We start from the raw sequence: 20,882 nt of genomic DNA, 5'->3' as shown, positions 1-20,882 counted from the left end.
CTAAAGCCCCTCCCACCCCTGCAGTAGTCCAAGCTTTGTAGCCTGGGTCGAGCGCAGCGACACACGGGGTATCGGCCCCGGATCGCTGCGCGAACTGCGGCCACAAGAACCGTTCACATTTCCTGAAAATTCCTGCAGGGGTCGCTGCAGGCCTGCTGCTGCGCGCCAACCACTCTGTTTCGGCATTTAACCGTGGAGCCATCCGCGTCACATTCCGCGGCTACTATAACCACCATATTCAAATGCTATTTGCTGGACCCACCGTGAAACGCCAAGCTGATTGCACAGCATTTCAGTGCCCTCAGTTAATTAGAAACAACCGTAGGAGATAACAATGACGACCGAAGCCAAATGCCCATTTTCGGGTGGTGAGCGTAAACATACCGTTGCCGGCGCACCCTCCAACGCTGATTGGTGGCCCAACCAGCTGAACCTGAAAATCCTCAACCAGAATTCTCCGCTGCCCAATCCTATGGGCCGCGACTTCGATTACGCCGAAGCTTTCAAAAGCCTTGATCTGGATGTCGTGGTCAAGGATCTGCACGCCCTGATGACCGATTCCCAGGACTGGTGGCCCGCCGACTGGGGCCACTACGGTGGCCTGTTTATCCGCATGGCCTGGCACAGCGCCGGCACCTACCGCATCGCCGATGGCCGTGGTGGCGCCGGCTCTGGCACCCAGCGTTTCGCGCCGCTCAACAGCTGGCCGGATAACGGCAACCTGGACAAGGCGCGCCGCCTGCTGTGGCCGATCAAACAGAAGTACGGCAACAAGCTGTCCTGGGCCGACCTGATGGTTCTGGCCGGTAATGTGGCCCTCGACTCCATGGGTTTGAAGACCTTCGGCTTTGCCGGTGGCCGCGTCGATGTGTGGGAGCCGGAAGAAGACATCTACTGGGGTTCGGAAAAAGAATGGCTGGCCACCAGCGACAAGCCCGGCAGCCGTTACTCGGGCGATCGCGACCTGGCCAACCCCCTGGCCGCCGTGCAGATGGGTCTGATCTACGTGAACCCTGAAGGCCCGGACGGCAACCCTGATCCGGTCGCCTCGGGCCGCGATGTGCGCGAAACCTTTGCCCGCATGGCCATGAACGACGAAGAGACCGTGGCCCTGGTGGCCGGTGGTCACACCTTCGGCAAAGCCCACGGCGCTGGTGATCCGACGCTGGTTGGTGCAGAGCCTGAGGGCGCTGGTATTGAAGAACAGGGCTTTGGTTGGATCAACTCGTTCGGCAGCGGTAAGGGCGTGCACACTACGACCAGCGGGATTGAAGGCGCCTGGAAACCCAACCCCACCACCTGGGACATGGGCTATTTCGACATGCTCTTCGGTTACGAGTGGCAACTGACCAAGAGCCCGGCCGGTGCCCACCAGTGGACGCCGATAAACTGCAAGCCGGAGCACATGATCCCCGACGCTCATGATCCGTCGCTCAGCCACCCGCCGATGATGACCACCGCGGACATGTCGCTGCGTATGGACCCGGCCTACGAGAAGATCTCGCGTTTCTACCACCAGAATCCGCAGGTGTTCGCCGATGCCTTCGCCCGTGCCTGGTACAAGCTGACTCACCGTGACATGGGCCCGCTGTCGCGCTACCTCGGCCCGCTGGTGCCCCAGGAAGAGCTGATTTGGCAAGACCCGGTGCCGGCAGTCGATCACGCCCTGGTCGATGCAGCAGATATCGCCGCACTCAAGGCCAAGGTCCTGGCTTCCGGGCTGTCCATCAGCCAGCTGGTCAATACTGCCTGGGCGTCGGCCTCGACCTTCCGCGGCAGTGACAAGCGTGGCGGTGCCAACGGTGCGCGAATTCGTTTGGCTCCGCAGAAAGACTGGGACGCCAATCAGCCGGCTGAATTGGCAAAGGTGCTGCAGGTACTCGAAGGCATTCAGCGTGAGTTCAATGCGGCCCAGTCGGGCAAGCAGATCTCCCTGGCTGACCTGATCGTCCTGGCTGGCTCGGCAGCGGTCGAAGCTGCTGCGCACAAAGCTGGTCACAGTGTCAGCGTGCCGTTCGCACCGGGCCGTACCGATGCGTCGCAGGAGCAGACCGATGTTGACTCCTTCGCGCCACTGGAGCCGGCAGCCGATGGCTTCCGCAACTACCTGCGCAAAGGGCTGGAAGGTTCAGCGGCGGAATTGCTGGTCGACCGCTCCAACCTGCTGACCCTGACCGCACCGGAAATGACCGTGCTGGTCGGTGGCCTGCGCGCCCTGAACGCCAACGTCGGTCAGGCTGCCCACGGCGTGTTCACCACACGTCCGGGCACCCTGAGCAACGACTTCTTCGTCAATCTGCTGGACATGAGCACCAAATGGCAGAAGTCCGCGACCGATGCGGGCGTACTGGAAGGCCGCGACCGCAGCAGCGGTGCCGTGAAGTGGACTGCCACCGTGGTTGACCTGGTGTTCGGCTCCAACTCCCAGCTGCGTGCCCTGGCTGAGGTCTATGCCAGCAGCGATGCCGAAGCCGTGTTCGTCAACGACTTCGTCGCGGCCTGGACCAAGGTGATGAACCTGGACCGCTTCGACCTGACATAAGCTTTCAGGCTTTACCCACACCGCGACCTGGCGAGGAGAGATTTTCGACAGGTCGCGGTTTTTTATGCCCGGTATAAAAGCGCCCTGCACCCGTTGTGGCGAGCGTGGGTGGCAACTGTATCGAGTGATAGTTGGGGTGGGTGGTGTGACAGCATTCGTGCGCTGGCCGGCAGTGAACAGCACGTCACGGCGGCGGTCTGATTGAGCCCGCGATAGAGCGAGTGTGCCCTGATAAGACGATGTGCCAGATGATGTTCTTGAGCGTTCGCGGGCATTGGCAGGTAAAGTCATCGGCGCCGCGAACGTTGTTGAAGATGGGCTGTAGAAGGCGTCGGCTATTTTGTAAAGCTTTCAAGACAGGGGTTGCAGGGTGCTGTCAGTAGCGCTGCCCGGAGCGCTCACAGCGGCTGCCCCTATGCGCTTAAATAAGCGCTAATCGTATGATATTTATAGATAACTTTCTTACGTTGATGACATTGGTTATGAGGGTATTCCTGATATTCAGCGGAAGTGTTTATCATCGCAAAGGGATTGGATGGATGAGGGGTCTATGAATAATGACTGTTCGCAGATGGAGCATGAGGTCCTCGATATTTTTGGCACACTGCAGTCTTTTATCCGCAAGGCGGCTCCACTCAACGTTGACATGGTGCTGGAGGGGGAGACAGGCACTGGCAAAGATACACTGGCGCGGCGTATTCATCAGTTATCGGGCCGCGAAGGGCCGCTGGTTGCACTCAACTGTGCTGCCGTGCCGGAGCAACTGGCCGAGAGTGAGCTTTTTGGGGTGATGGCGGGCGCCTATACCGGCGCATCCAAATCGCGGGCCGGTTATATCGAGGCATCCCATAACGGGACTTTATACCTGGATGAAATTGACAGCATGCCGCTCCTGCTGCAGGCCAAGCTGTTGCGTGTGCTGGAAATGCGCGGAATAGAGCGCTTGGGGTCGACGCGCTTCGTTGCGCTGAACCTGCGTGTGATAGTCGCCACACAAACGCCGCTGGAAAAACTGGTAGAAGAAGGGAAGTTTCGCCGCGACCTTTTTTTTCGCCTGAATGTTATCAAGATCCAGTTGCCTACCCTGCGCTCACGCTTGGATCATCTGCCCTTGCTGTTCGAGCGTTTCGTCATGGAGGCGGCGGGCAAGCACCATCAGCCGTTGCCTCAGCGAGATCCTGCACTGCTCAACCGCCTGCTCAGCCACCGTTGGCCCGGCAACATCCGCGAACTCAAGTGTGCGGCGGAGCGCTTCGTACTAGGCATGCCGCCGCTGGGTGGCGACGAGCCCCCGCACCTGGAGCGCAGTATTCACCTCAAGGGTTATTTGCGTCAGTTTGAAAAGGCGCTTATCCAGGATTGCCTGTCGCGTCACCCCAAGAGCATCGAGTCGGTGATCAGCGAACTGGGGATTCCCCGGCGCACTCTTTATCACCGCATGAAAAGCCTCAGCATCAACTCGCCGGAGCTGTAATTTTTTACTGACTCCCTTATTCCTGCGCGCGCATGGAACCGCTTCTGAAAATCGACCACTCATTGTTCGAACACCAATACGGTGTCCAAACCCTTTCGATGATCAGGAGTAATAACTATGGCTGGTACTGCTTCCCTCGGCGCTTCGATGTCTGCAATGACCATGATGGACAGCACTGCTGCTGCAACCACCATGATGAACGCCGAAGCCCAATCGAACAAAATGCAAGCCGATACCATTAACGGTATTGCCAGCGCCTACCAGGACTCTGCTACCAAGGCGCAGAACGCTGCTCAGCAAACCGGTAAGGCGATCAACTACTAAGTGGTTGTCGCGCCCTCTTGGTTCACGCCAAGAGGGCTTCAACCTGTTCGGTTTTCAAGGAGTAAACGTATGCTTTCTTCTTCGATAAGCGCCCCCCCAAGTAGTACGTTCCAAAGTACTTTCGCCACTACGCAGATGACTGCCATGCAGTCCGATGCCAACGGAAGTGCTGGCAAGATCGCCTCATTGCTCAGTGACTCGATGTTTGAAAAGTCCGGCAGCGGCGCCAACATCCGTAATACCGATAATCCATTGCTCGGCATGGTGGCCGATTATATGGATCGTAACCCCGACCAGTTCGGCAAGCCGCACGACGCGAATGGCAAAGTGAAGGGCTGGCGCGACGAGCTGTCGGAAGACAAGTATCTGAACAGCAAAGAAAAAGACTCTTTTACCAAGGGGCTTGAAGGGCTGATCAACGAGTTCCTGAGCGGCGGCTCGACTGGCCAGAATACCTCGGGTACTTCGGGTACTTCGGGTCTCGGTGCGGGCAACACCCGCGCGAGCCACTCCACGGCCAACTGTGGCGGTGCGCCTGCGGCCAGCGGTGGCACGTCTTCCGGGGGCGGTGCTCTTCAGGAGTTGCTGGCTGCACTACTGGGCAGCCTGGGTGAGGAAAAGCTCGATAATTTGTTGACGCCCAATACTGCTGCGAACGCCAAGAGCGGGCAGATGAGCTTCAACTTTGAGGACAAGGATGTGCTCAAAGAGGTGTCGCGCTTCATGGATATGCACCCGGAAGAGTTCGGTAAACCGGACGGCAAATCCAAGGACTGGATGGGTGAGCTTTCCGAGGGCGATAACGTGATGTCCAAGGCTGAAGGCGAGCAATTCCAGAAGGCCATCAACATGATCAAGGGCGAAATTAAGGACAGCGCTCAAGGCAACTCGCTGGGTGGGCTGTTTCCCAATGCGGAGCAGAACTTCCAGAGCGGTGGTGCCGGCAATACCTTGAAGACCGATGCCAGTATCGCAGCAGGCAACGTTCTGTCGGTTCTTGTTCAGCAAAGCGTCTCCGACGCTCGCGGTTGATCTGTAAACCTTCGTCTCGGCAGGAGCAAGCAAACATGGCTGTTACTCGTGTATCCACTCATCACGCTGGGCTATTTGAGACAGAGGTGACGGCGCCAGGTCCTACTCCTGTCGAGGCGGACATTGCCTGGTTCAATGCCGCGATGCGCTCGGCAGAACCGAAGACTGCCAGCGATTCATCAATGCTGGTGTCGCCCATCTCCAAGGCTTCGAGCGCGTACCAGAAAGAGTCCGAGAAGGTTGACCGCGATCTGCAGCGGGCAGCCCAGTCGAGTGACCCGAAAATGGCACTGGATGCCAACCGTTCGTTGTCTTCTTTTTATTTGCAAAGCCTGCTCAGTGCCAAGTTGGTAAGCAAGGCGGCGCAGAGCGTGGAAAAACTGACCAGTCTGCAATAAGGCCTAACTATGCACCCCAAGGCAATCAGGCTGGCCATCCTTATGCTTTTGGCGTTACTGATGGCCGGTTGCGGCGACCGGATGGAGCTGCATCGCGATCTGACCGAGCAGGATGCCAACGAAGTAGTGGCGGAACTTGTAGGTAAAAACATTGATGCGCAAAAGCGCCTGGACAAGGGTGGCGTCGCCGTTCTGGTGTCCAGCTATGATATTTCCCGTGCCGTGCGCGTGCTGGAAGCGGTAGGCCTGCCTCGCCGCTCCCGCTCCACGCTGGGCGAGGTTTTTCGCAAAGAAGGCGTCATTTCCTCTCCAATGGAGGAGCGGGCGCGCTACATCTACGCCTTGTCTCAAGAGCTGGAGCAGACCCTGTCGCAGATTGATGGGGTAGTGGTGGCCAGGGTACATGTTGTCCTGCCGGAACGCATTGCGCCGGGGGAGCCGGTTCAACCCGCCTCGGCGGCGGTGTTCATCAAGTACCGCGCGGACCTTGACCCCGATAGCGTATTACCGCGCATACGGCGCATGGTTGCCAGCAGTATTCCGGGCATGGCCAATGCGGACGAGAAAAAACTGGCTGTGGTCTTCGTGCCGTCCCAGGGTTACCAGGAGTCGGTGTCGATGGTCAATGTCGGGCCGTTTACCCTGACGCGTGAGCGCCTGGCTTTATGGCAGTGGATGGCGCTGCTCTGCACATTCGCGCTGGCCCTGCTGCTGGCGGGCCTGTGGGTACTCAACCCCCACTGGCGCCAGCGCTTCAAGGCGCAGCCGGCGCCGGTTGTGCCGGCGTCATCGCCGAAATGAACGTAAGTGAGCCGCAGGCGCTGGCCTGGGTCTGTTGGTGGACCCGAGGCTGGCGGCAGGCCCACGCCAGTTGGCAATTGCGCGAGAGGGCAGGCATGAGCGAATCAGCCCTGGGGCTGGTGGGGCAGCTCGATGATGCGCTGCTCGACCGGCGTCTTGGCATGACCTCGACACTGCCGCCGGCCCCCGATGCGCTGTTGCTGCCCCTGCTGGCGTTGTCTGCGGCGCAGTGGGCACTGGCGCTCGACCTGTGTGTGAGTGTCTGTGCCGGGAGTCGTATGCCTCGTCCGCCTCATCTGGATGAGCCCACCTGGCTCTGGTGCCGGCGCCTGGGCCGGGCCTTGCAGCCCGGTCACTGGTTGCCCGAGAGCTGGGATGCCCGGCAGTCACAGGTGGCCGGTCTGGTGTTACTGAGAGCCTGGGTCGGTGAGCGGCTTTGGCAACGGCTGCGGATTACATTCGCGCGCGATGCCGTGGGTCAGGCCGAGCGTCTGCCATTGGATGAAATACCCAAAGCCAGATTGTGCGCCTTGTGGCAGGCCGTGGGCGGGTACGTTTTGAACACACGCATGGAGGAACACCCGCATGTTGGCCAGTCGCAGCCTGACGCTTACCCCTAACCGCTCCACGGTCAACGAGCCGCTTCTGCGCCGCGAAGTGCTTGCACAGAGCCTGTTGGCAGAAGAGCTGCTGGACGATGCCCGCGCCCAGGCGCAGGCGATATTCGACACCGCGCAGGCCGAAGTCCAGGCCCTGCGTCAGCGCTGTGAAGCCGAAGCCCGCGCAGAGGTGTGGAAGCAGGCCCAGGGCTTGCTCGACGACTTGCGGCAGCAGCGCGAAGTGACCCTGGCCAGCATCGTCGAGGCTGCGCAGGAACTGGTGCAGCAGGCCTTGGAGATAGTGTTGGACGAATTGCCGGATGACAAAAAAGTCAGCGCAGTCCTGCGGCAACTGACCTTGGCCATTTCCAATGAGGAGTCGGCCTTGATCTATTGCCACCCAGACCAGCTCACCCAGCTTGCCCACAGCCTGCAAGAGCAGGGGCAGCGGGGCTGGACTCTGCGCGGTGAGCCGAGCCTGGCACCCGATGCCCTCAGCCTGCGCACCGAACAGGGCGATTTCAGCCTGAGCTGGAGCGCCTTGCAACAGCATATCTGGCCGTAAGCAAAGGCCTGTGGAACCAAACTTCTGCGTTTGCCACTCAGTCATGAGTTCCCGAACCAGGAGTCACCACCATGCTTTCTTCCGATGCACTCAGACGCCGTCTCGACAGCAACTTTGAAAACGCCCAACAGGATCTGGACTCGGCTGCCCTGAATCTGGATGCCTTTTCCCCGGATGATTGGCACGCCTTCAACTCGGCTATCCGGCAGTCTTCGACGGCGAGCTGGGCGGTGAACCAGGAAATTGTGGTCAAGCACAACCTGGCCAAGGCCATCATCAATGAAATCCGTTGACCTGCCCCTTGCTGTCGAACGCTGGCTCGACAGCAACACCCCAGTGTTGCTGCTGCACATTGATCAGCAGCCGTTAAGCCTGAAACGCAGTCATGCCGGGCTGATCTATCTCGCACCCTTGAGTGCACAGTGGCGCGGTGGTGATGCGGGCCTTGAGGCCGCGTTGCGTCTTTCCGGCCCCAGCATTGGGCGGTTTCGCGGCGCCCTGGCACTCGACCCCGAGACGTGCCACCTGTGCCTGGTGCAGTACCAACCGTTTCAGAATACGGCAGCGGTCATCCATGATATCGAAGCCTTGGTTAACCAGCGTGATGTCTGGGAAGCGATGCTCGAACCCAAGAAGGTGACGCCACCCAAGCCCTTCGTGCGTCCCTTGGCACTGAGAGGCTCTTATGTTTAAGCACTGCATGAAACGACTGCTCTGCCTGGCGCTGCTGGGCATGCAGGCCGAGGCAAGCGTGGCGGCGCTACCTGAAGAGTGGCGCCAATTTGCGTATGCCTACGAGGCATCCCAGGCTCCGCTGACCACTGTGTTGAAGGATTTTGCCAGTGCCTACGGGGTGGGCCTGGAGATGCAGGGGGTCAGTGGGGTCGTCGATGCAAAGATTCGTGCCGGCAATGCCCAGGAGTTTCTCGACCGCATGGCCCTGGAGCATCAATTTCAGTGGTTCCTGTACAACGGCAAGTTGTACGTCAGTCCCCAGTCGGGGCAAGTAGCGCAACGCATGGAAGTTTCCTCCGATGCCGCTCCAGACCTGAAGCAGGCGCTGACTGATATCGGCCTGCTGGATAAGCGCTTCGGCTGGGGTGAACTACCGGACGAAGGCGTGGTGCTGGTCAGTGGTCCGGCGCGCTATGTCGAGTTGATACGCGGTTTCAGCAAGGAGAAGGTCAAGCCGCAAGAGAAGCAGCAGGTCATGATGTTCTCGTTGCGCTACGCCGCCGTGGCCGACCGCGATATCCACTATCGGGAGCAGAGCATAACCATTCCAGGGGTGGCGACCCTCCTCGATGGCTTGCTGCAGAGCAAGCAGGCGGCAGCCCCTTCGCCCCAGGACCCGGCGGCCAATATCCAGGCCTTGCAGGGAATTGCGGAGATGGGCCGCAACAAGATCATCAACCTGGCCACCGATCGCAGCGCCTCGCGTGAGCCGACAAAAGCCGTTAAAACAGCGAGCAACCGTAAGGTGGTCGCCGATGTGCGCAACAATGCGGTGCTGATCTATGACACCCCGGAAAAGCGCGACATGTACCAGCAGTTGATTGAGCAACTGGATCAACCCAGCAATCTGGTGGAAATCGACGCAATCATTCTGGATATCGACCGCACCCAGGTGAGCGCCCTGGAGTCGCGCTGGTCGGCGCGTGCCGGTTCGGTCTCTGTTGGCAGCTCACTGCTGACCGGCGGTTCGGCCACGCTTTCGATCACTGACTTCGACCGTTTCTTTGCCGATATCCAAGCGCTGGAAGGCCAGGGTGTGGCATCGGTGATCGCCAGACCGTCGGTATTGACCTTGGAAAACCAGCCAGCGGTGATCGACTTCAGTCGCACCGCCTATATCACCGCCACCGGTGAGCGGGTCGCCAACGTGCAGTCGGTCACGGCGGGGACCAGCCTGCAGGTGATCCCGCGCACCATTGGTGGTGCGCAGCCCAACCGCTTCCAGTTGATCATCGACATTGAGGACGGCCAACTCGACCGCTCTCGCAACGGCGAAACACCGGATGTGAAGCGCGGTACGGTCAGCACCCAGGCGGTGATCGGCGAAAATCGTTCGCTGGTCATTGGCGGGTTTCATGTTGATGAGACCGGTCAGCATCATGACAAGGTTCCGCTGCTCGGTGATCTGCCTATATTGGGGCCGCTGTTCACCGCCAAGCGCCAGGAGGTTTCGCGTCGTGAACGCCTGTTTATCCTGACGCCAAGGCTGATTGGGGATCAGATAGATCCCGCCCGTTACATCGCCAATGAAAACCGCCCGCAGTTGGATAAGGCATTGGCATTAGGTGGCTCACCCAGCAGCCGCGAACGTAAGAAAATAGCCATCTCCAACGCGTTTTCTGATCTGGTCAAAGGCAGTATTCCGGCTGATCTCAAAGAGGCATCGTCTGGTGTGCGTCTGGAGGAGCTGTGTAAGGCGCCGAGCGAGTTTTTGATCGATCCTGCGAGAGGTCAATGGTTTGTCGGGGATGATTTCGATATTGTTGTCGGCGTTGTGCGTAACACCAGTGGTAAGGCTCAGGATTTCTCTCTGGCATCCTGTCCTGGGGATCGTACACTCGCTGTAACAATGTCGCCTGGTGCGCGTCTTCAGCCAGGTCAATCAACAGAAGTGTTTGTGGCAATACGGCCGGTTGCAAGCATCGCGACACCCGACAGCCCCGCCAGAGTATCAATGCTGTCGCCTTGAAACAGAAGCAGCAGGCAACATCTTAAGGCGCAGCGCCGCTATTTTTTTAATAGCCTTACAGTCTATTGCTACAGTACTTTTTCAGGGCCGAATTGAGTACAGTCCGTTTATAGGGAGAATCCAAAATGAAGTTGCTACATGCCGCCGCCTTGTTAATGGTCGCGCTTTTGTTGGGCGCGTGTACGACGATGCAAACGTCTTGTTTTACCCGTGCGTGCCAGACTGTTGACGCCAATGATTCAAGCCTTAGCGTGTGGTGGACGCCTGCGCTGCGTAACGACGTAACTGAATACACGACGGTATATCTGAATGAATGAAACGATTCAGCGTAGAACTGACCAGCGCGATTTTTTTGTCAGTATCGGCCAGCAGCAGCCCAGCACCTGGCAGTGGGCTCCCGGCATCGACTTCGAGTACCGTCGAGACAGCGTGGGCTGGAGGCTGGCGCTGATGATAGAGCGTCAGGCGCAGTGGCCTAACTTGTTCTGCGATACGTTAAAGCGGCGTTTCGAGAACATTGAGTCTTATGACGGTTACTATATTTGCTTGGATAACCAGCAGCGGTTTGTTGTTTGGCACGAGTTGGATCTTGATTATCGCCGAGCAGAAACCCTGCAAAGCCTGCTCAGTGAGTTTCTTACCTTGACTGGTTTTAAACACTAGCGGCAAATATTTATTCCCCGCGGAACCTCTCGCCATTAATTTTCCACTCAGTTGTCGCCATGGCTCTTTTTGAGCAATGACCCACAGGAGGAAAATCTAATGGCGAACTCTCAACGCGATGCCCAACGGTTTATTGCGCGTTTAAGTGAAATGCTCGGTACGGCGTTAACCCTTGAACAGGGCGTCTGTGCGTTGTATGACAACCAGCAACGTCAAGCCGCCGTTATTGAAGTGCCACCGCGCAGTGACTATGTGGTCATTCATTGCAGCCTAGGCTCGCTACGCAAGAGCCAGGAAAACATGCAGCGCCTGCTCACTATCAATTTTGATGTTGCCAATTTGTGTGGCTGTTGGCTGGCCCTGGACCAGAAAGAACTGCGTTTGTGTACTCAGCGTGAACTGGCCAGTCTGGATGAGGGAAAGTTCTGCGATCTGGTCAATGGGTTTATTACTCAAGTTCAGCGTACCCGTATTACCGTGCAGCCCTTGTTGAATTAAATCGTTGTTGCGGGAACTGCTTGTCGGTTGTTGCCACATAACGGTAGGTGCCACTACGAGGTGAACCTCGGTTGGCATTAACCCCGGTTAAGGCGGCACTGATTGCCGCACGCCGGACACTCTCAATGGCGTAGCGAGTTAGAAAATGTCTGATATCACGGGTATTTCGAGTATTTCCCAGGGCGGTCTTTCCGGTCTATCGGGCTTATCCAGTGGGCTGGGTGCCAGTGCTGTTGGTGCTGCCACCGGTCAGGGTGGGCAATCCGCTCTGGAGCAATTGGCTGGCATGCTGGCGGAGATGTTGCTCGGTTCCGGCTCTGGTAGTGGTTCTGGAACGGGTAGCGGTTTGGGTTCGGCGGCAGACCAGGCAGACAAGTCTGGGCAGAGCAGCATCGACTCCCTGCTGCAGTCCCTGCAAGGCGGTGGCCAGAACGATGGCAAGAGCAAAGAGGCGACGGGTAGCGGTGACGAAACGTCCAAGGAGCTGCTGACCCAGATTCTGATGGCGCTGTTTGAAAAAGTGCTGGGTGGCGCCAATGGCACTGGCGAAGGTGGCGGTAATGGCATGGGCTCCGGTTCGCCTGTTAGCGGGGCCGGGGGGGGCGGCACCAAGGGGCTGGAAGGTTTGGGGGGGGGGCAAGGCCTGGGCGCGAGCCAGGGCGCTGCGGGTGGTTCCGGTAGCGTTGAAGATCTGGTCAACGCCCTGATGAAAGGCCTGGGTGGTGGTTCCCTGGATAAGTCTATCCAGCCGGCATCCGATGGTGGCGGCCAGGTTTCTCCGGACAGCAAGCTCAAGGAGCTGCTGGAAATGATCGCCCAGTTCATGGACAGCCATCCCGAAACATTCAATCAGCCGTCTGACACCTCCGGCAAGGGAACCGGCGGTGGCGGCGGTGGTGCCCCGGCTGTTGGCGGTGGTGGTGGTGGTGGTGGTGGTGGTGGTGGTGGTGGTGGCGGTGCTCCGGCGGTGGGTGGCGGCGGTGGTGCTCCGGCTGTCGGCGGCGGTGGCGGTGCGGGCACGCCCTCTATCGGGGGGATGACACCGCCCACGACGCCTGGTGCAGGTGGTCCTGGCGCTACTGGCACTGCTGGCTCAGCGACTCCAGTGTCCTTCCCGACTGCGTCGGGCAGCCCCACCGTAGTCAATGAAACAATCAAGGTAGGTCCGGGCGAGGTGTTCGACGGCCAGGGCAAGACCTTCACTGCCGGCCCTAAATTGGGTGATGGCGGACAGGGCGAAGGACAAAAGCCAATTTTCGAGCTGGCTGAGGGTGCCACCTTGAAAAACGTGACCTTTGGTGAAAACGCCGCTGATGGGGTGCATGTGCGTGCCGGCAGCGACAAGCCCGTGAACGTGGATAACGTGCACTGGACCAACGTCGGTGAGGATGCGCTGACCGTGAAGGGCGAGGGCGGTGCCAAAGTCACCAACCTGAACATCACCAACAGCAGTGCCCAGGGCGCTGCGGACAAGATCTTCCAACTCAATGCTGACGCCAACGTGACAGTGGACAACTTCAAGGCCAAGGACTTCGGCACCTTCATGCGCACCAACGGTGGCCAGCAAGGCAACTGGAACCTGGACCTGAAGAACATCGACGCTGAAAACGGCAAGTTTTCCTTCGTCAAGAGCGACAGTGAAGGCCTCAACCTGACCACCAGCGGCATCAACCTGAAGAACGTCGAGCACCCTTACGACAAGCTGCCGGGCTCTACCAACCACAAGGAGGTCTGATATGACAGCCACGCCACACAAGCCTGAAGACTTCTCCTGGGCGGCGCTGGTGCGCAAGGGCGGTTACCTGACGCCTGAGCAGCGCCAGGCGTTTGAAAACGCCATCGCGCTGGTCAACGAACGTTTGCAGACCACTCTCGACAAGCCGGGTAACCGGGTCAATGGCCTGTTCAGCCTGAACAACTACATTGACAGCCTTGAGTCGCAGTTCAAGCGCGATGCCGGTGCCGACGAACTGCGTGGCGATGCGTCGCTGACAGCGTTCTGGATCGTGCGGTTGTTGGCCGATCGCCTGCTGGAAGCTGCGGGTGCCAGGCCTGTGATGCACTGACAGGCATAAGGCGAGAAACAAAACGGGCTCTTTTGAAGAGCCCGTTTTTTATGCGCGCTGTTGCTAGGGTCTGTTGGTATTTAGATCCAAGTACTTGATCTATGAAATAAAGATCGCATCGTTGTAGCTCTCACACAACACCAATACGAGCTTGCAGTGCCCCAGTGATGATCAGCGTCTAGCACTGGTCGAAGCTACGAGAAATTCTGCTTCACATGGCCATCTACAACAAGCGTGATCTACGAATGACCGTCGAAGGCATGCTTTATCGCATGCGCACGGGATGCCCCTGGAGAGATCTGCCCGCAGCGTTTGGGGACTGGAGCAGGGTCTACAAACGCTTTAATGCCTGGTCTGCTTGCGGCAAGTGGCACAGGATCTTCAAGGCGCTTGTTGCTGGCCCCGACATGGAGTGGGCTTTCATTGATGGCAGTTATACCAAGGCTCACCAGCACAGTGCCGGCGCAGCCTGCGCAGATGATGAAGCCATAGGGGAAAGTCGGGCCGAAGCGAAACGCGACATCACTGAATACATCGTTGGGTTTTACAATAACGAGCGACTGCATTCGAAACTGGGATATCTGTCACCGACGGTTGTATGAACGGACGATGGCGTCGGAACGATCTATCGAGGTGTCCGGAATTAGTTGACCACTACAAACAGACCCTAGTCATTAAGGTGGCTGCGCTCAACCTTGCCGGTCGCGCAGCAAGCCGTGTGGGCGCCAGCGTGTTGCGGTTGGGTATGCAGGTGTTGTGTGGATCTGCGGGGATCGCCCGCAAGCGGGTGCCTACAACGGCGGTAGCTGCCACGCCTGTAGGCGTCACCCATCCCGTAGCCGGCTTGGTAATGGATAGAGCCGCGTCATCAGCAACGCACACTTATTTGCCAGTCCAGTGTCAAGAGCAGCATCTCCACAGTAATGCGACGATCCTAAAAAAATCCCACAGGCGTTATTGGCGCGCTGTGGGAGAGGGTGCAGCCGTTGCCTCACTTACTGTTTGATGAACGACTCTTTCTCGAACTCCATGTAGATGATGGTGCGCGCGACCGCTGTGGCGTTGACCGCGAAATGGTCAAGCGAGCCGTCGAATATCGCGCCGGTGCCGGGTTTTTGCTGATAGAACTCGCCCGCTACGTTCAGGTAGGCGTAGTTGGCCTCACTCGCGGCGCTGAGGGTGATATGCATCTGCAGCAGCCCTTCGGCCGTCAGCTCCGGGTGGCGATGCACGCTTAAGAAGCTGTGCGGCGCCAGGCGGGCCAGGGCCACGACTTTTAGGCCCTTGAGCGGTTGCAGCAGTGCCAGGGTGCGGGGCATGGTGAGCTGGGCCGGGCCGAGCGGCGTGTCTCTGAACAGCAGCGCATATTGCGTCCAGTCATGGTTGCCCCCTTCGGCGCCCCAGCCCTTGAGCCAGCCGTAATCGCCGCCTTGTTGCAGGTGTTCGGTGAGTTCTGCGTGGACGTGCTGATGCGGCTTGTTGGTACGATCGATATCGAGCACGGGAGCATCCAGAGCCGCTAGCTCTTGCTGCATCACCGAGCAGTTGGCGACCAGGTTGGCCAGTGCGGGAAAATCTTCGAGCGGATAAAAAGCGGTGGTCATTTTCAAGGTTCCTTACCAGGGTTAAGGCACACAACCCAGGCTCGCGCGCCATCATTGCAGCGCCGCGAGCCTGCTTTACGTCAGGCAACAGCGGGTCGGTGCTGGCTCAACTCTTGAGTTCCAGGCCGTTCTTTTTCAGCTCCTGGACGATGGTTTTATGGGTGTCCGAGGGTCGGGAAATCTCCCCGTTGACGTAGTAAGCCTTGGGTGTGTCCTGATCCTGGCCATAACTGAAGTTGACCTTGGCCAGGGTCTTGTTCACGGCCATGGAGGCTGAGCTGTTGCCGCTGATCAGCGGAGTGGGGGTGGTAAAACCGTCGTTTTGGGAGGCGCTCTTGAAGATCGAGATCGCCAAGATCCGCATGTTGTCGCGGTTACTGAGCAGCTCGAACATCTCTTTCTGGGTGAGTGTGCCATCCCGGCTGCCGGCATCGAACCTGTCGAAGACGTGGTCCTTTGGCTCTAGGCGAACCCGTGCCAGCGTGCCGTCGGTGGCCTGGAACTGTTTGATCAGCGACTTGAGTGCGGGGTCCTGGTCGATCAGCTTGGCGATGTTTTCCGCGTTGCTGGTCTGATGGTTGCCGTAGACCACGCTCATGATCTTGGAGGAGACATTCTGTGAGTCCAGGCGCGCCAGGTTGGTGTAGCTACTTTCAAAGCGGCCATTGTCCAGCATGCTGTGTTTGTTGGCCGAGGCCTCCTGCTGGACCATGGCGCGCTTGAGCGCCCGCAATGCGGTGTATTGGTCATCGTTTTCTGGCGTTTTGCTGGCAAAGAAATCATTTAGCCCCTTGAGGTGAAGCTGGATCTTCTCCTTGGCGCTGGCGTCCTTGTATTCGGGTTGCGTGGCGTCGGCCAGGCGGGTCAGCTCGTCTTTGGACACCTTGTCCTTGAAGGCATCGCCCAGCGAGGTGGCAAGCTTGGTCACGTTGGCCGTGGTCAGCGGGGTGGCCTCCTTGAACTGGAACTTGATCCGCTTGGTGGTTTTGTCGTCCAGAGAGGCGTTTACCGTGACCCCGTTGCTGCTGGTAATCGCCTGGGAGCCTGGCTCCGTGCTGGGGCTTGGGTTGGTATGGCCGCCCACGACTTGGGCGCGGGCAAACGCACCGACGCCGACATTGTTGAGCAGGCGCACGCGGTTCTGGCTGGCCTCATCCATGCGGCTGGTATCGTTTTCCTGACTGAGTTTTTGCCAGGTGAAGTTGGCCAGGTTGACGTTGGCGGTGAAACCGGCTCCGAATCGGGCAGAGGCGGTCAATGGCTTGCTGTCATGATCCGACATGCCCAGTTGCACACGAAACTCAGTGTTGAAACCAGCCGTCAAGTCGACGTTGACCCGCTTCATTTCGTGGGCCTTGTGGCTTGCGCCTTCCTTGAGAACATCCAGGGCGGTCATCTTGCCGGTGAACAAGTTATCGACGAATTTGTCGATCTTTTCATCCGGCACGGTGAATGCCACCCCGGTCCGTTCGGTGTAGGTGCCGGCGGCCGTTACATCGCCACCCACACGAAAGGCCAGCGCGCCATGTTTCTCATTGCCCAGGTCCAGAGTGGTGAGTTTTGTGTAGTCGCCCGCCGTGGTGATATCCGGCAGGACATCCTTGCCTGCGCCCACGGTGCCGCTGAGCAAGTTGGCGTGCTCACGCAGCAGATAGACCTCCACACCTTTTTCGCCGCGCTCGGCGGCAAAGGCGTAATTGCGCGTGTTGTTGTACTGCGCACTGGGCCATGGGCCGGTGACATTTTTGGCGAGGCCGATAAAGGGCGTACTGAGGGTCATGCCGTAGCTGCGTGACAGACTGATTTCGTCGTCGGGAAACTCCAACTGTTTAAGGGCGTTCTTGAACTTGTCAGCCAGCTCCGTCTGGTCCTTGCTGTGGGTGGCGGCGCGCATGTTGACGCTGGTGGCGTGGCCGGGCTTGTGGAAGCCATTGAGGAACGATTTGAGCCCGTCGTAGGCTTTTTCCAGTTGGTAGTGCTCGGTAAAGCCCATGTCCGACACCTGCTTGATCGGGTGTTCGCCATAGGTCTTGTCGCGCAACTGGGTTAGCTCATGTTTGAGCGCCTTTATCTGGGCGTTTCTTTCGGGGCCATCGGGGAGCTTTTCCGCTTTATCCAGCAGCTTGCCGACCTCGTTGAGGGTGCTGATATCCAGCGCCAGGCGGGCCTTGGTCAGGGCGTGTTCATCGGCACCATTGCGCCTCGTATCGGCGGGGGTGTCGGCATCCAGATGTTTGAGTTTCAGGCCCATGCCCTGCAGGGATTTGAGCAATGCACCGGTGGGGTTGTCGGGCGAGGGCGAGACCTTGTCCAGCGCGCCCTGGCTCAGGGCCAGCAGGTCGTTCTTGGATTCTTTGCGCTCGGTGGGCGCTTGCGTGTGCGATTTGCCGGCTTTGTCTTTGGCCTTGTCTGTTGGCTCGCCATGCAGGTTGAGCAGGCCGCTTTTCTCGCCCAGCGTCATGACGGCCTTGCGGCTGTGGTTTTCCAACTCTTCGCGAAACGACTCCAGGCTGTCAGTCAGCGCCTTGCCGTCGTCGCCCAGGTCCAACTTGGCGATGCGCGTCTTCAGGTCGTTGCCGGGTTCGGGGGCCTTGCCTGGCGCTTGGCGAATCTCTTTAAGGTCCTGGAACAAGGGCGCCTGCGCGCGGTAGACGTCTGCCAGGCCATCGCGGCCATTGATCTTGTGGTCGATGTAGTTGACCAGGTTCTTGGCCGGTCGCACTTCCAGGCCCGGTTGGAACACGTGCGCCCCGATGAACTCCGCTGTGCTGGATTTATGGCCTTGCTCGATGCCGCTGCGCCCCAGCAGGTTGGAGGTCACCCGTAAGGTGCCGACCCCTGGGATGCTTTTGCTGATCATGCCGCTGTCGAGCCGCTCGAACATGCTGTTCAGTTCGTTCTGGTCGGCAGGGCGATGCTCGATGGTTTGCCACTGCTTCCCTTTCAACTGGTAGGCGCCGTGACCGTTGGGGTCGTTTTTCAAGGTGATGCACAGCGTATTGTCCACCTCGGTGCGAAGGCTGGTGATCTCACCCGCAGGGCGAAAAGGGATCTTTTGCCAGGTAGGCTCGCTGTCGGTTTTGGCGGTCGAGGGTTTCGCGCTGGCAGGGCTGTCTTGCGCCGCCGCAGAGGTGGAGGGCTTGGCTGAAGCCGCCGGGGTGTCTGCGGCGCTGGCGGCTTGCGCCGGTGCTGGCGCTGGCTCGCTCTCGGCAGGTTTGCTCTGCCAGTCTTCCTTGAGCATGAAGAACAGCTCGCCATTGCTGGTTGCCGCATGCACGCCGTTGGCATCGAGGGTCAGGTAGGCCACCGTGCCCTCCAGGCCATGGCGGGTCATTTCGCTGGGGTCACCTTCCTTGTGGTGGGCGGTCATGCGGCCCTGGTCGTCAAGGGCGACAAACTGTTTGTCGTTGTATATGGCAAAGTCTTTGATCACGCGGTCCTCCAGGCCCGCGATGGCATCGCCCAGCTCGACCTTGGTGGCGCGGGGTGACTCTTTCAGGGTGTGGGTGTCGTTGAAGGCGGCTTTGCCGTAATCGGGGGTGACCTTCAGCTCGTAAACCTGTCCGTCCTTGAGCACATAGGCATTGCCGTCGATGCCGCGCTTTAAGGCGTCGATGTCTTTGACGCCGCTGTCCTTCCAGTCCTGGGTGGCGGAACTCCAGACCTGAATGCTGCCGTCGACCAGCCCGACGCGCCCGTTGCGGTGCAGGTCGAGGGTGTTTTCCGGGGTTGGCGCGCTCTTGCTGGGCAGGCCCTTGGTGTTTTCGAGGGCCAGCACATCCGTGAGGTTCCAGCCGCTCTGCAGGCTGGCGCTTTGCTCGTCCAGGCCGTGGGAATGCACATGCCCGGCGCTGTCCTTGATCAAGGCATGCAGTTGCCCGCCCTCGCCACTCATAAAGCCGGTGACCTGCTGGTGGGTGCCCAGCGTGCCCGTGTCGGGCTGGTAGTTTTTCTCCGGCATGAGCCGCAAAACGCCGTCATCGCTGTGCAGTGCATGGCGCGCGGCGCTGTACAGTTTGCCTTCGGCATCGGCAACGAACAGGCGGTCTTTGCTCAGGCCAATGCTCTTGGCTTCGGATTTGCCCTCGTTGAGTTCGAGGCTAAGGTGCAGCTCGGGGGCGCTGCCCATCTTGGCCAACTGCAGGGTCTGGGTGTCCTTGCCCGCCAGCAGGGCCACAGTGCCGTCGGGGGCGACCGAATGCGCGCTCAGGTCTTTTAGGGTGATCTGTGGTTTTTTCTCGCTGGATAGGTTGATCAGCGTGTCGCCGGTGCGCGCGTAAAGCTTGCCGTCACCTTCGCTCGCCAGGCTGCTGAAGGTCTTGTCGGCCGTACCGGCCAGGGGCGTCCACTTGAGTGTGGCGGGGTGGAAGTGATAGAGCTTTTCGTCGTGCAGGCGCAGGTTGAGGCCATCGGCATCCTGATGAGCGCCGCTCAAATGGGCGATATGCGCCTTGTCTGGCAACGGCTGAGTGACCGTGGACAGCAGGCCCGCGACGTTCATCGAGTTGCCCTGGCGTTGCAGTTCGAGCTTGCCCGGCACGCTGTCTGGGGGCACATCCAGCGATTTACTGCTGCGCAGCAAGACGATGGCGGTGTCGGTTTGCTTGATGTTCAGCAGGTGGCCTTTGGGTTCGAGCAGGACCTGCTCGTCACCGTGCGGCGTGCTCTGGTGGGCCAGGTACGTCTTGTCGGCTTTGCCCACGGTGTTTTGCAGCAGGCTGTTCAAGGCCGGCGGGGTGAAGTTCTCGAAGCTGGCTTGGCCGTTGTGGTCCAGGCGGACGGTGTTGGGGGTGATGGTGGGCCGCACGGGGCGCTCGATTTTGCCGTCCATGCCGACAAAGCGTCCGCCGGCTAACGGCTGGGCGTCGCCTAAGGCAGGCGCTTGGGGCTTGGCTTGCTCCTTGATGGAAGCCCCTTTGCCATCCGCGCCGCTGAAGCGGCCGTTGGCGTCGCGGCTGCTTTGCGCGGCGTGTTGCAGGGCCTGCGCGTCCTTCATGGCGGTCTTCGCGCTGCCGGTCTGGCTGGCTGGCGCTGGGTTGGCGGGGGCAGGCTCAGCGGCAGGGCTTTGCGCCTTTTTCGAGGTGTTGGCGGCGTCCGGCGTCCCGCCCATCAAGGCGCGCTCCAGCTTGCTGGTGCGCAGCGGCCCGCTCAGCCCCTGGGCGTTAGCCGCCACAGGTTCCTGGTGCGGGGGCTGGGGCGTGGCCTCGGCCGTGGCGCTCGGTTTGCTGTCGGCGTTTTTTGTGGTTTTACCCGCGTCTGCCTTGGGCTCTTCGAGCAGTGAGCGGCCGCGTTTATCGGCCCCGCGTAGGCGCCCGCCCGCCCCGCGCAGGTGCTGGGCGGCGTGTTGCGCGATCTGATCGGGGTCTTGCGCCGTTATGGCCGGCTGCTCGTTGCCCGGCAGGCCGATTTTGCCGGCTGTTTGCAGGTCTTGCGTCACCGGGCCGACCTTGCTGGGTGCCTGTTGGCCGAGTTTGTCCAGCGAGACGGTGGTGCGTTGTGTCGGTGTGTGAGGGCGTTGCTCAAGGCCTTGCGGGTTGTGACCTGAGGTACTCGCTCCCTGAACCTGGCTGACGCCAGGCGTGTTGTTAAGCGCAATCATCGGCATTCTCCGT

General features: G+C 59.5%; 17 protein-coding genes and 1 pseudogene. 16 read left to right on the top strand and 2 right to left on the bottom strand.

Going from position 1 to position 20,882, the window contains the following annotated elements; genetic code table 11:
- The first annotated feature begins 334 nt into the window (after window positions 1–334).
- From katG to BMW49_RS09200, 16 genes and pseudogenes are all read left to right on the top strand, one after another.
- Window positions 335–2,542, top strand: coding sequence for a catalase/peroxidase HPI (gene katG, locus BMW49_RS09275; protein ID WP_069522364.1), 2,208 nt, complete (start codon window positions 335–337; stop codon window positions 2,540–2,542).
- Window positions 2,543–3,092: 550 nt separating this feature from the next.
- Entirely contained in the window at window positions 3,093–4,016 is a 924-nt protein-coding gene (locus BMW49_RS09270) for a sigma 54-interacting transcriptional regulator (RefSeq protein WP_083251859.1), read from the top strand.
- 117 nt (window positions 4,017–4,133) lie between these two features.
- Window positions 4,134–4,340, top strand: a complete 207-nt coding sequence (locus BMW49_RS09265) for a type III secretion system major pilin HrpA (protein WP_069522368.1) — start codon at window positions 4,134–4,136, stop codon at window positions 4,338–4,340.
- 69 nt (window positions 4,341–4,409) lie between these two features.
- Window positions 4,410–5,372 (top strand): DNA-binding protein, encoded by a 963-nt coding sequence (locus tag BMW49_RS09260; protein ID WP_069522370.1) that lies wholly within the window; start codon window positions 4,410–4,412, stop codon window positions 5,370–5,372.
- A 35-nt stretch (window positions 5,373–5,407) separates the two neighbouring features.
- A complete protein-coding gene (gene sctI, locus BMW49_RS09255) occupies window positions 5,408–5,770 on the top strand; it encodes a type III secretion system inner rod subunit SctI (RefSeq protein WP_069522372.1) in 363 nt (120 codons plus the stop codon).
- A gap of 9 nt (window positions 5,771–5,779) precedes the next feature.
- Window positions 5,780–6,571, top strand: a complete 792-nt coding sequence (sctJ, locus tag BMW49_RS09250) for a type III secretion system inner membrane ring lipoprotein SctJ (protein ID WP_069522374.1) — start codon at window positions 5,780–5,782, stop codon at window positions 6,569–6,571.
- A 95-nt stretch (window positions 6,572–6,666) separates the two neighbouring features.
- A complete protein-coding gene (locus BMW49_RS09245) occupies window positions 6,667–7,191 on the top strand; it encodes a hypothetical protein (RefSeq protein ID WP_090390911.1) in 525 nt (174 codons plus the stop codon).
- A complete protein-coding gene (gene sctL, locus BMW49_RS09240; RefSeq protein ID WP_069522376.1) occupies window positions 7,157–7,735 on the top strand; it encodes a type III secretion system stator protein SctL in 579 nt (192 codons plus the stop codon). Before BMW49_RS09245 ends, sctL begins: the two co-directional genes overlap by 35 nt.
- Window positions 7,736–7,806: 71 nt before the next feature.
- Window positions 7,807–8,028 carry a serine kinase gene (locus BMW49_RS09235; RefSeq protein WP_069522378.1) on the top strand — a complete coding sequence of 74 codons (222 nt, stop codon included), beginning with the start codon at window positions 7,807–7,809 and terminating at the stop codon, window positions 8,026–8,028.
- Window positions 8,015–8,428, top strand: coding sequence for a type III secretion system chaperone (locus BMW49_RS09230; RefSeq protein WP_069522380.1), 414 nt, complete (start codon window positions 8,015–8,017; stop codon window positions 8,426–8,428). The genes BMW49_RS09235 and BMW49_RS09230 overlap by 14 nt, the downstream gene beginning before the upstream one ends.
- A 241-nt stretch (window positions 8,429–8,669) precedes the next feature.
- Window positions 8,670–10,439, top strand: coding sequence for a type III secretion system outer membrane ring subunit SctC (gene sctC, locus BMW49_RS09225; RefSeq protein WP_244168325.1), 1,770 nt, complete (start codon window positions 8,670–8,672; stop codon window positions 10,437–10,439).
- 309 nt (window positions 10,440–10,748) lie between these two features.
- A complete protein-coding gene (locus BMW49_RS09220; RefSeq protein ID WP_069522384.1) occupies window positions 10,749–11,102 on the top strand; it encodes a negative regulator of hrp expression HrpV in 354 nt (117 codons plus the stop codon).
- Window positions 11,103–11,201: 99 nt separating this feature from the next.
- Window positions 11,202–11,600 (top strand): type III secretion system chaperone, encoded by a 399-nt coding sequence (locus BMW49_RS09215; protein WP_069522386.1) that lies wholly within the window; start codon window positions 11,202–11,204, stop codon window positions 11,598–11,600.
- Between the two features lie 145 nt (window positions 11,601–11,745).
- A complete protein-coding gene (locus tag BMW49_RS25325; protein ID WP_090390909.1) occupies window positions 11,746–13,335 on the top strand; it encodes a pectate lyase in 1,590 nt (529 codons plus the stop codon).
- 1 nt (window position 13,336) lies between these two features.
- On the top strand, window positions 13,337–13,666 hold the full coding sequence (locus BMW49_RS09205; protein ID WP_069518369.1) for an HrpW-specific chaperone: 330 nt from the start codon (window positions 13,337–13,339) through the stop codon (window positions 13,664–13,666).
- A gap of 185 nt (window positions 13,667–13,851) precedes the next feature.
- A pseudogene (locus tag BMW49_RS09200) lies at window positions 13,852–14,172 on the top strand (transposase); the annotation flags it as partial.
- 489 nt (window positions 14,173–14,661) lie between these two features.
- Here BMW49_RS09200 and BMW49_RS09195 read toward each other — a convergent pair.
- Window positions 14,662–15,270: an aspartyl/asparaginyl beta-hydroxylase domain-containing protein gene (locus tag BMW49_RS09195; protein ID WP_069518367.1), complete on the bottom strand. Its 609-nt coding sequence runs from the start codon at window positions 15,268–15,270 to the stop codon at window positions 14,662–14,664.
- A 106-nt stretch (window positions 15,271–15,376) separates the two neighbouring features.
- Window positions 15,377–20,869: an AvrE-family type 3 secretion system effector gene (locus BMW49_RS09190; protein ID WP_069518365.1), complete on the bottom strand. Its 5,493-nt coding sequence runs from the start codon at window positions 20,867–20,869 to the stop codon at window positions 15,377–15,379.
- Between the last annotated feature and the right edge of the window lie 13 nt (window positions 20,870–20,882).

The organism is Pseudomonas cuatrocienegasensis (genome assembly GCF_900110925.1).
GTDB classification, from domain to species: Bacteria; Pseudomonadota; Gammaproteobacteria; order Pseudomonadales; family Pseudomonadaceae; genus Aquipseudomonas; species Aquipseudomonas cuatrocienegasensis.
The sequence above is the reverse complement of the archived record's forward strand: the minus strand, read 5'-3'. Positions and strand labels throughout refer to the sequence as shown.

Excerpts from the sequence above, each read along its gene's own strand:
- BMW49_RS09235 (WP_069522378.1), top strand. The coding sequence starts at position 7,807 with ATGCTTTCTTCCGATGCACTCAGACGCCGTCTCGACAGCAACTTTGAA.
- katG (WP_069522364.1), top strand. The coding sequence starts at position 335 with ATGACGACCGAAGCCAAATGCCCATTTTCGGGTGGTGAGCGTAAACAT.
- sctI (WP_069522372.1), top strand. The coding sequence starts at position 5,408 with ATGGCTGTTACTCGTGTATCCACTCATCACGCTGGGCTATTTGAGACA.
- BMW49_RS09215 (WP_069522386.1), top strand. The coding sequence starts at position 11,202 with ATGGCGAACTCTCAACGCGATGCCCAACGGTTTATTGCGCGTTTAAGT.
- BMW49_RS25325 (WP_090390909.1), top strand. The coding sequence starts at position 11,746 with ATGTCTGATATCACGGGTATTTCGAGTATTTCCCAGGGCGGTCTTTCC.
- sctL (WP_069522376.1), top strand. The coding sequence starts at position 7,157 with ATGTTGGCCAGTCGCAGCCTGACGCTTACCCCTAACCGCTCCACGGTC.
- sctC (WP_244168325.1), top strand. The coding sequence starts at position 8,670 with ATGGCCCTGGAGCATCAATTTCAGTGGTTCCTGTACAACGGCAAGTTG.
- BMW49_RS09195 (WP_069518367.1), bottom strand. The coding sequence starts at position 15,270 with ATGACCACCGCTTTTTATCCGCTCGAAGATTTTCCCGCACTGGCCAAC.
- BMW49_RS09220 (WP_069522384.1), top strand. The coding sequence starts at position 10,749 with ATGAATGAAACGATTCAGCGTAGAACTGACCAGCGCGATTTTTTTGTC.
- BMW49_RS09245 (WP_090390911.1), top strand. The coding sequence starts at position 6,667 with ATGAGCGAATCAGCCCTGGGGCTGGTGGGGCAGCTCGATGATGCGCTG.
- BMW49_RS09190 (WP_069518365.1), bottom strand. The coding sequence starts at position 20,869 with ATGATTGCGCTTAACAACACGCCTGGCGTCAGCCAGGTTCAGGGAGCG.
- BMW49_RS09205 (WP_069518369.1), top strand. The coding sequence starts at position 13,337 with ATGACAGCCACGCCACACAAGCCTGAAGACTTCTCCTGGGCGGCGCTG.
- BMW49_RS09265 (WP_069522368.1), top strand. The coding sequence starts at position 4,134 with ATGGCTGGTACTGCTTCCCTCGGCGCTTCGATGTCTGCAATGACCATG.
- sctJ (WP_069522374.1), top strand. The coding sequence starts at position 5,780 with ATGCACCCCAAGGCAATCAGGCTGGCCATCCTTATGCTTTTGGCGTTA.
- BMW49_RS09260 (WP_069522370.1), top strand. The coding sequence starts at position 4,410 with ATGCTTTCTTCTTCGATAAGCGCCCCCCCAAGTAGTACGTTCCAAAGT.
- BMW49_RS09230 (WP_069522380.1), top strand. The coding sequence starts at position 8,015 with ATGAAATCCGTTGACCTGCCCCTTGCTGTCGAACGCTGGCTCGACAGC.
- BMW49_RS09270 (WP_083251859.1), top strand. The coding sequence starts at position 3,093 with ATGAATAATGACTGTTCGCAGATGGAGCATGAGGTCCTCGATATTTTT.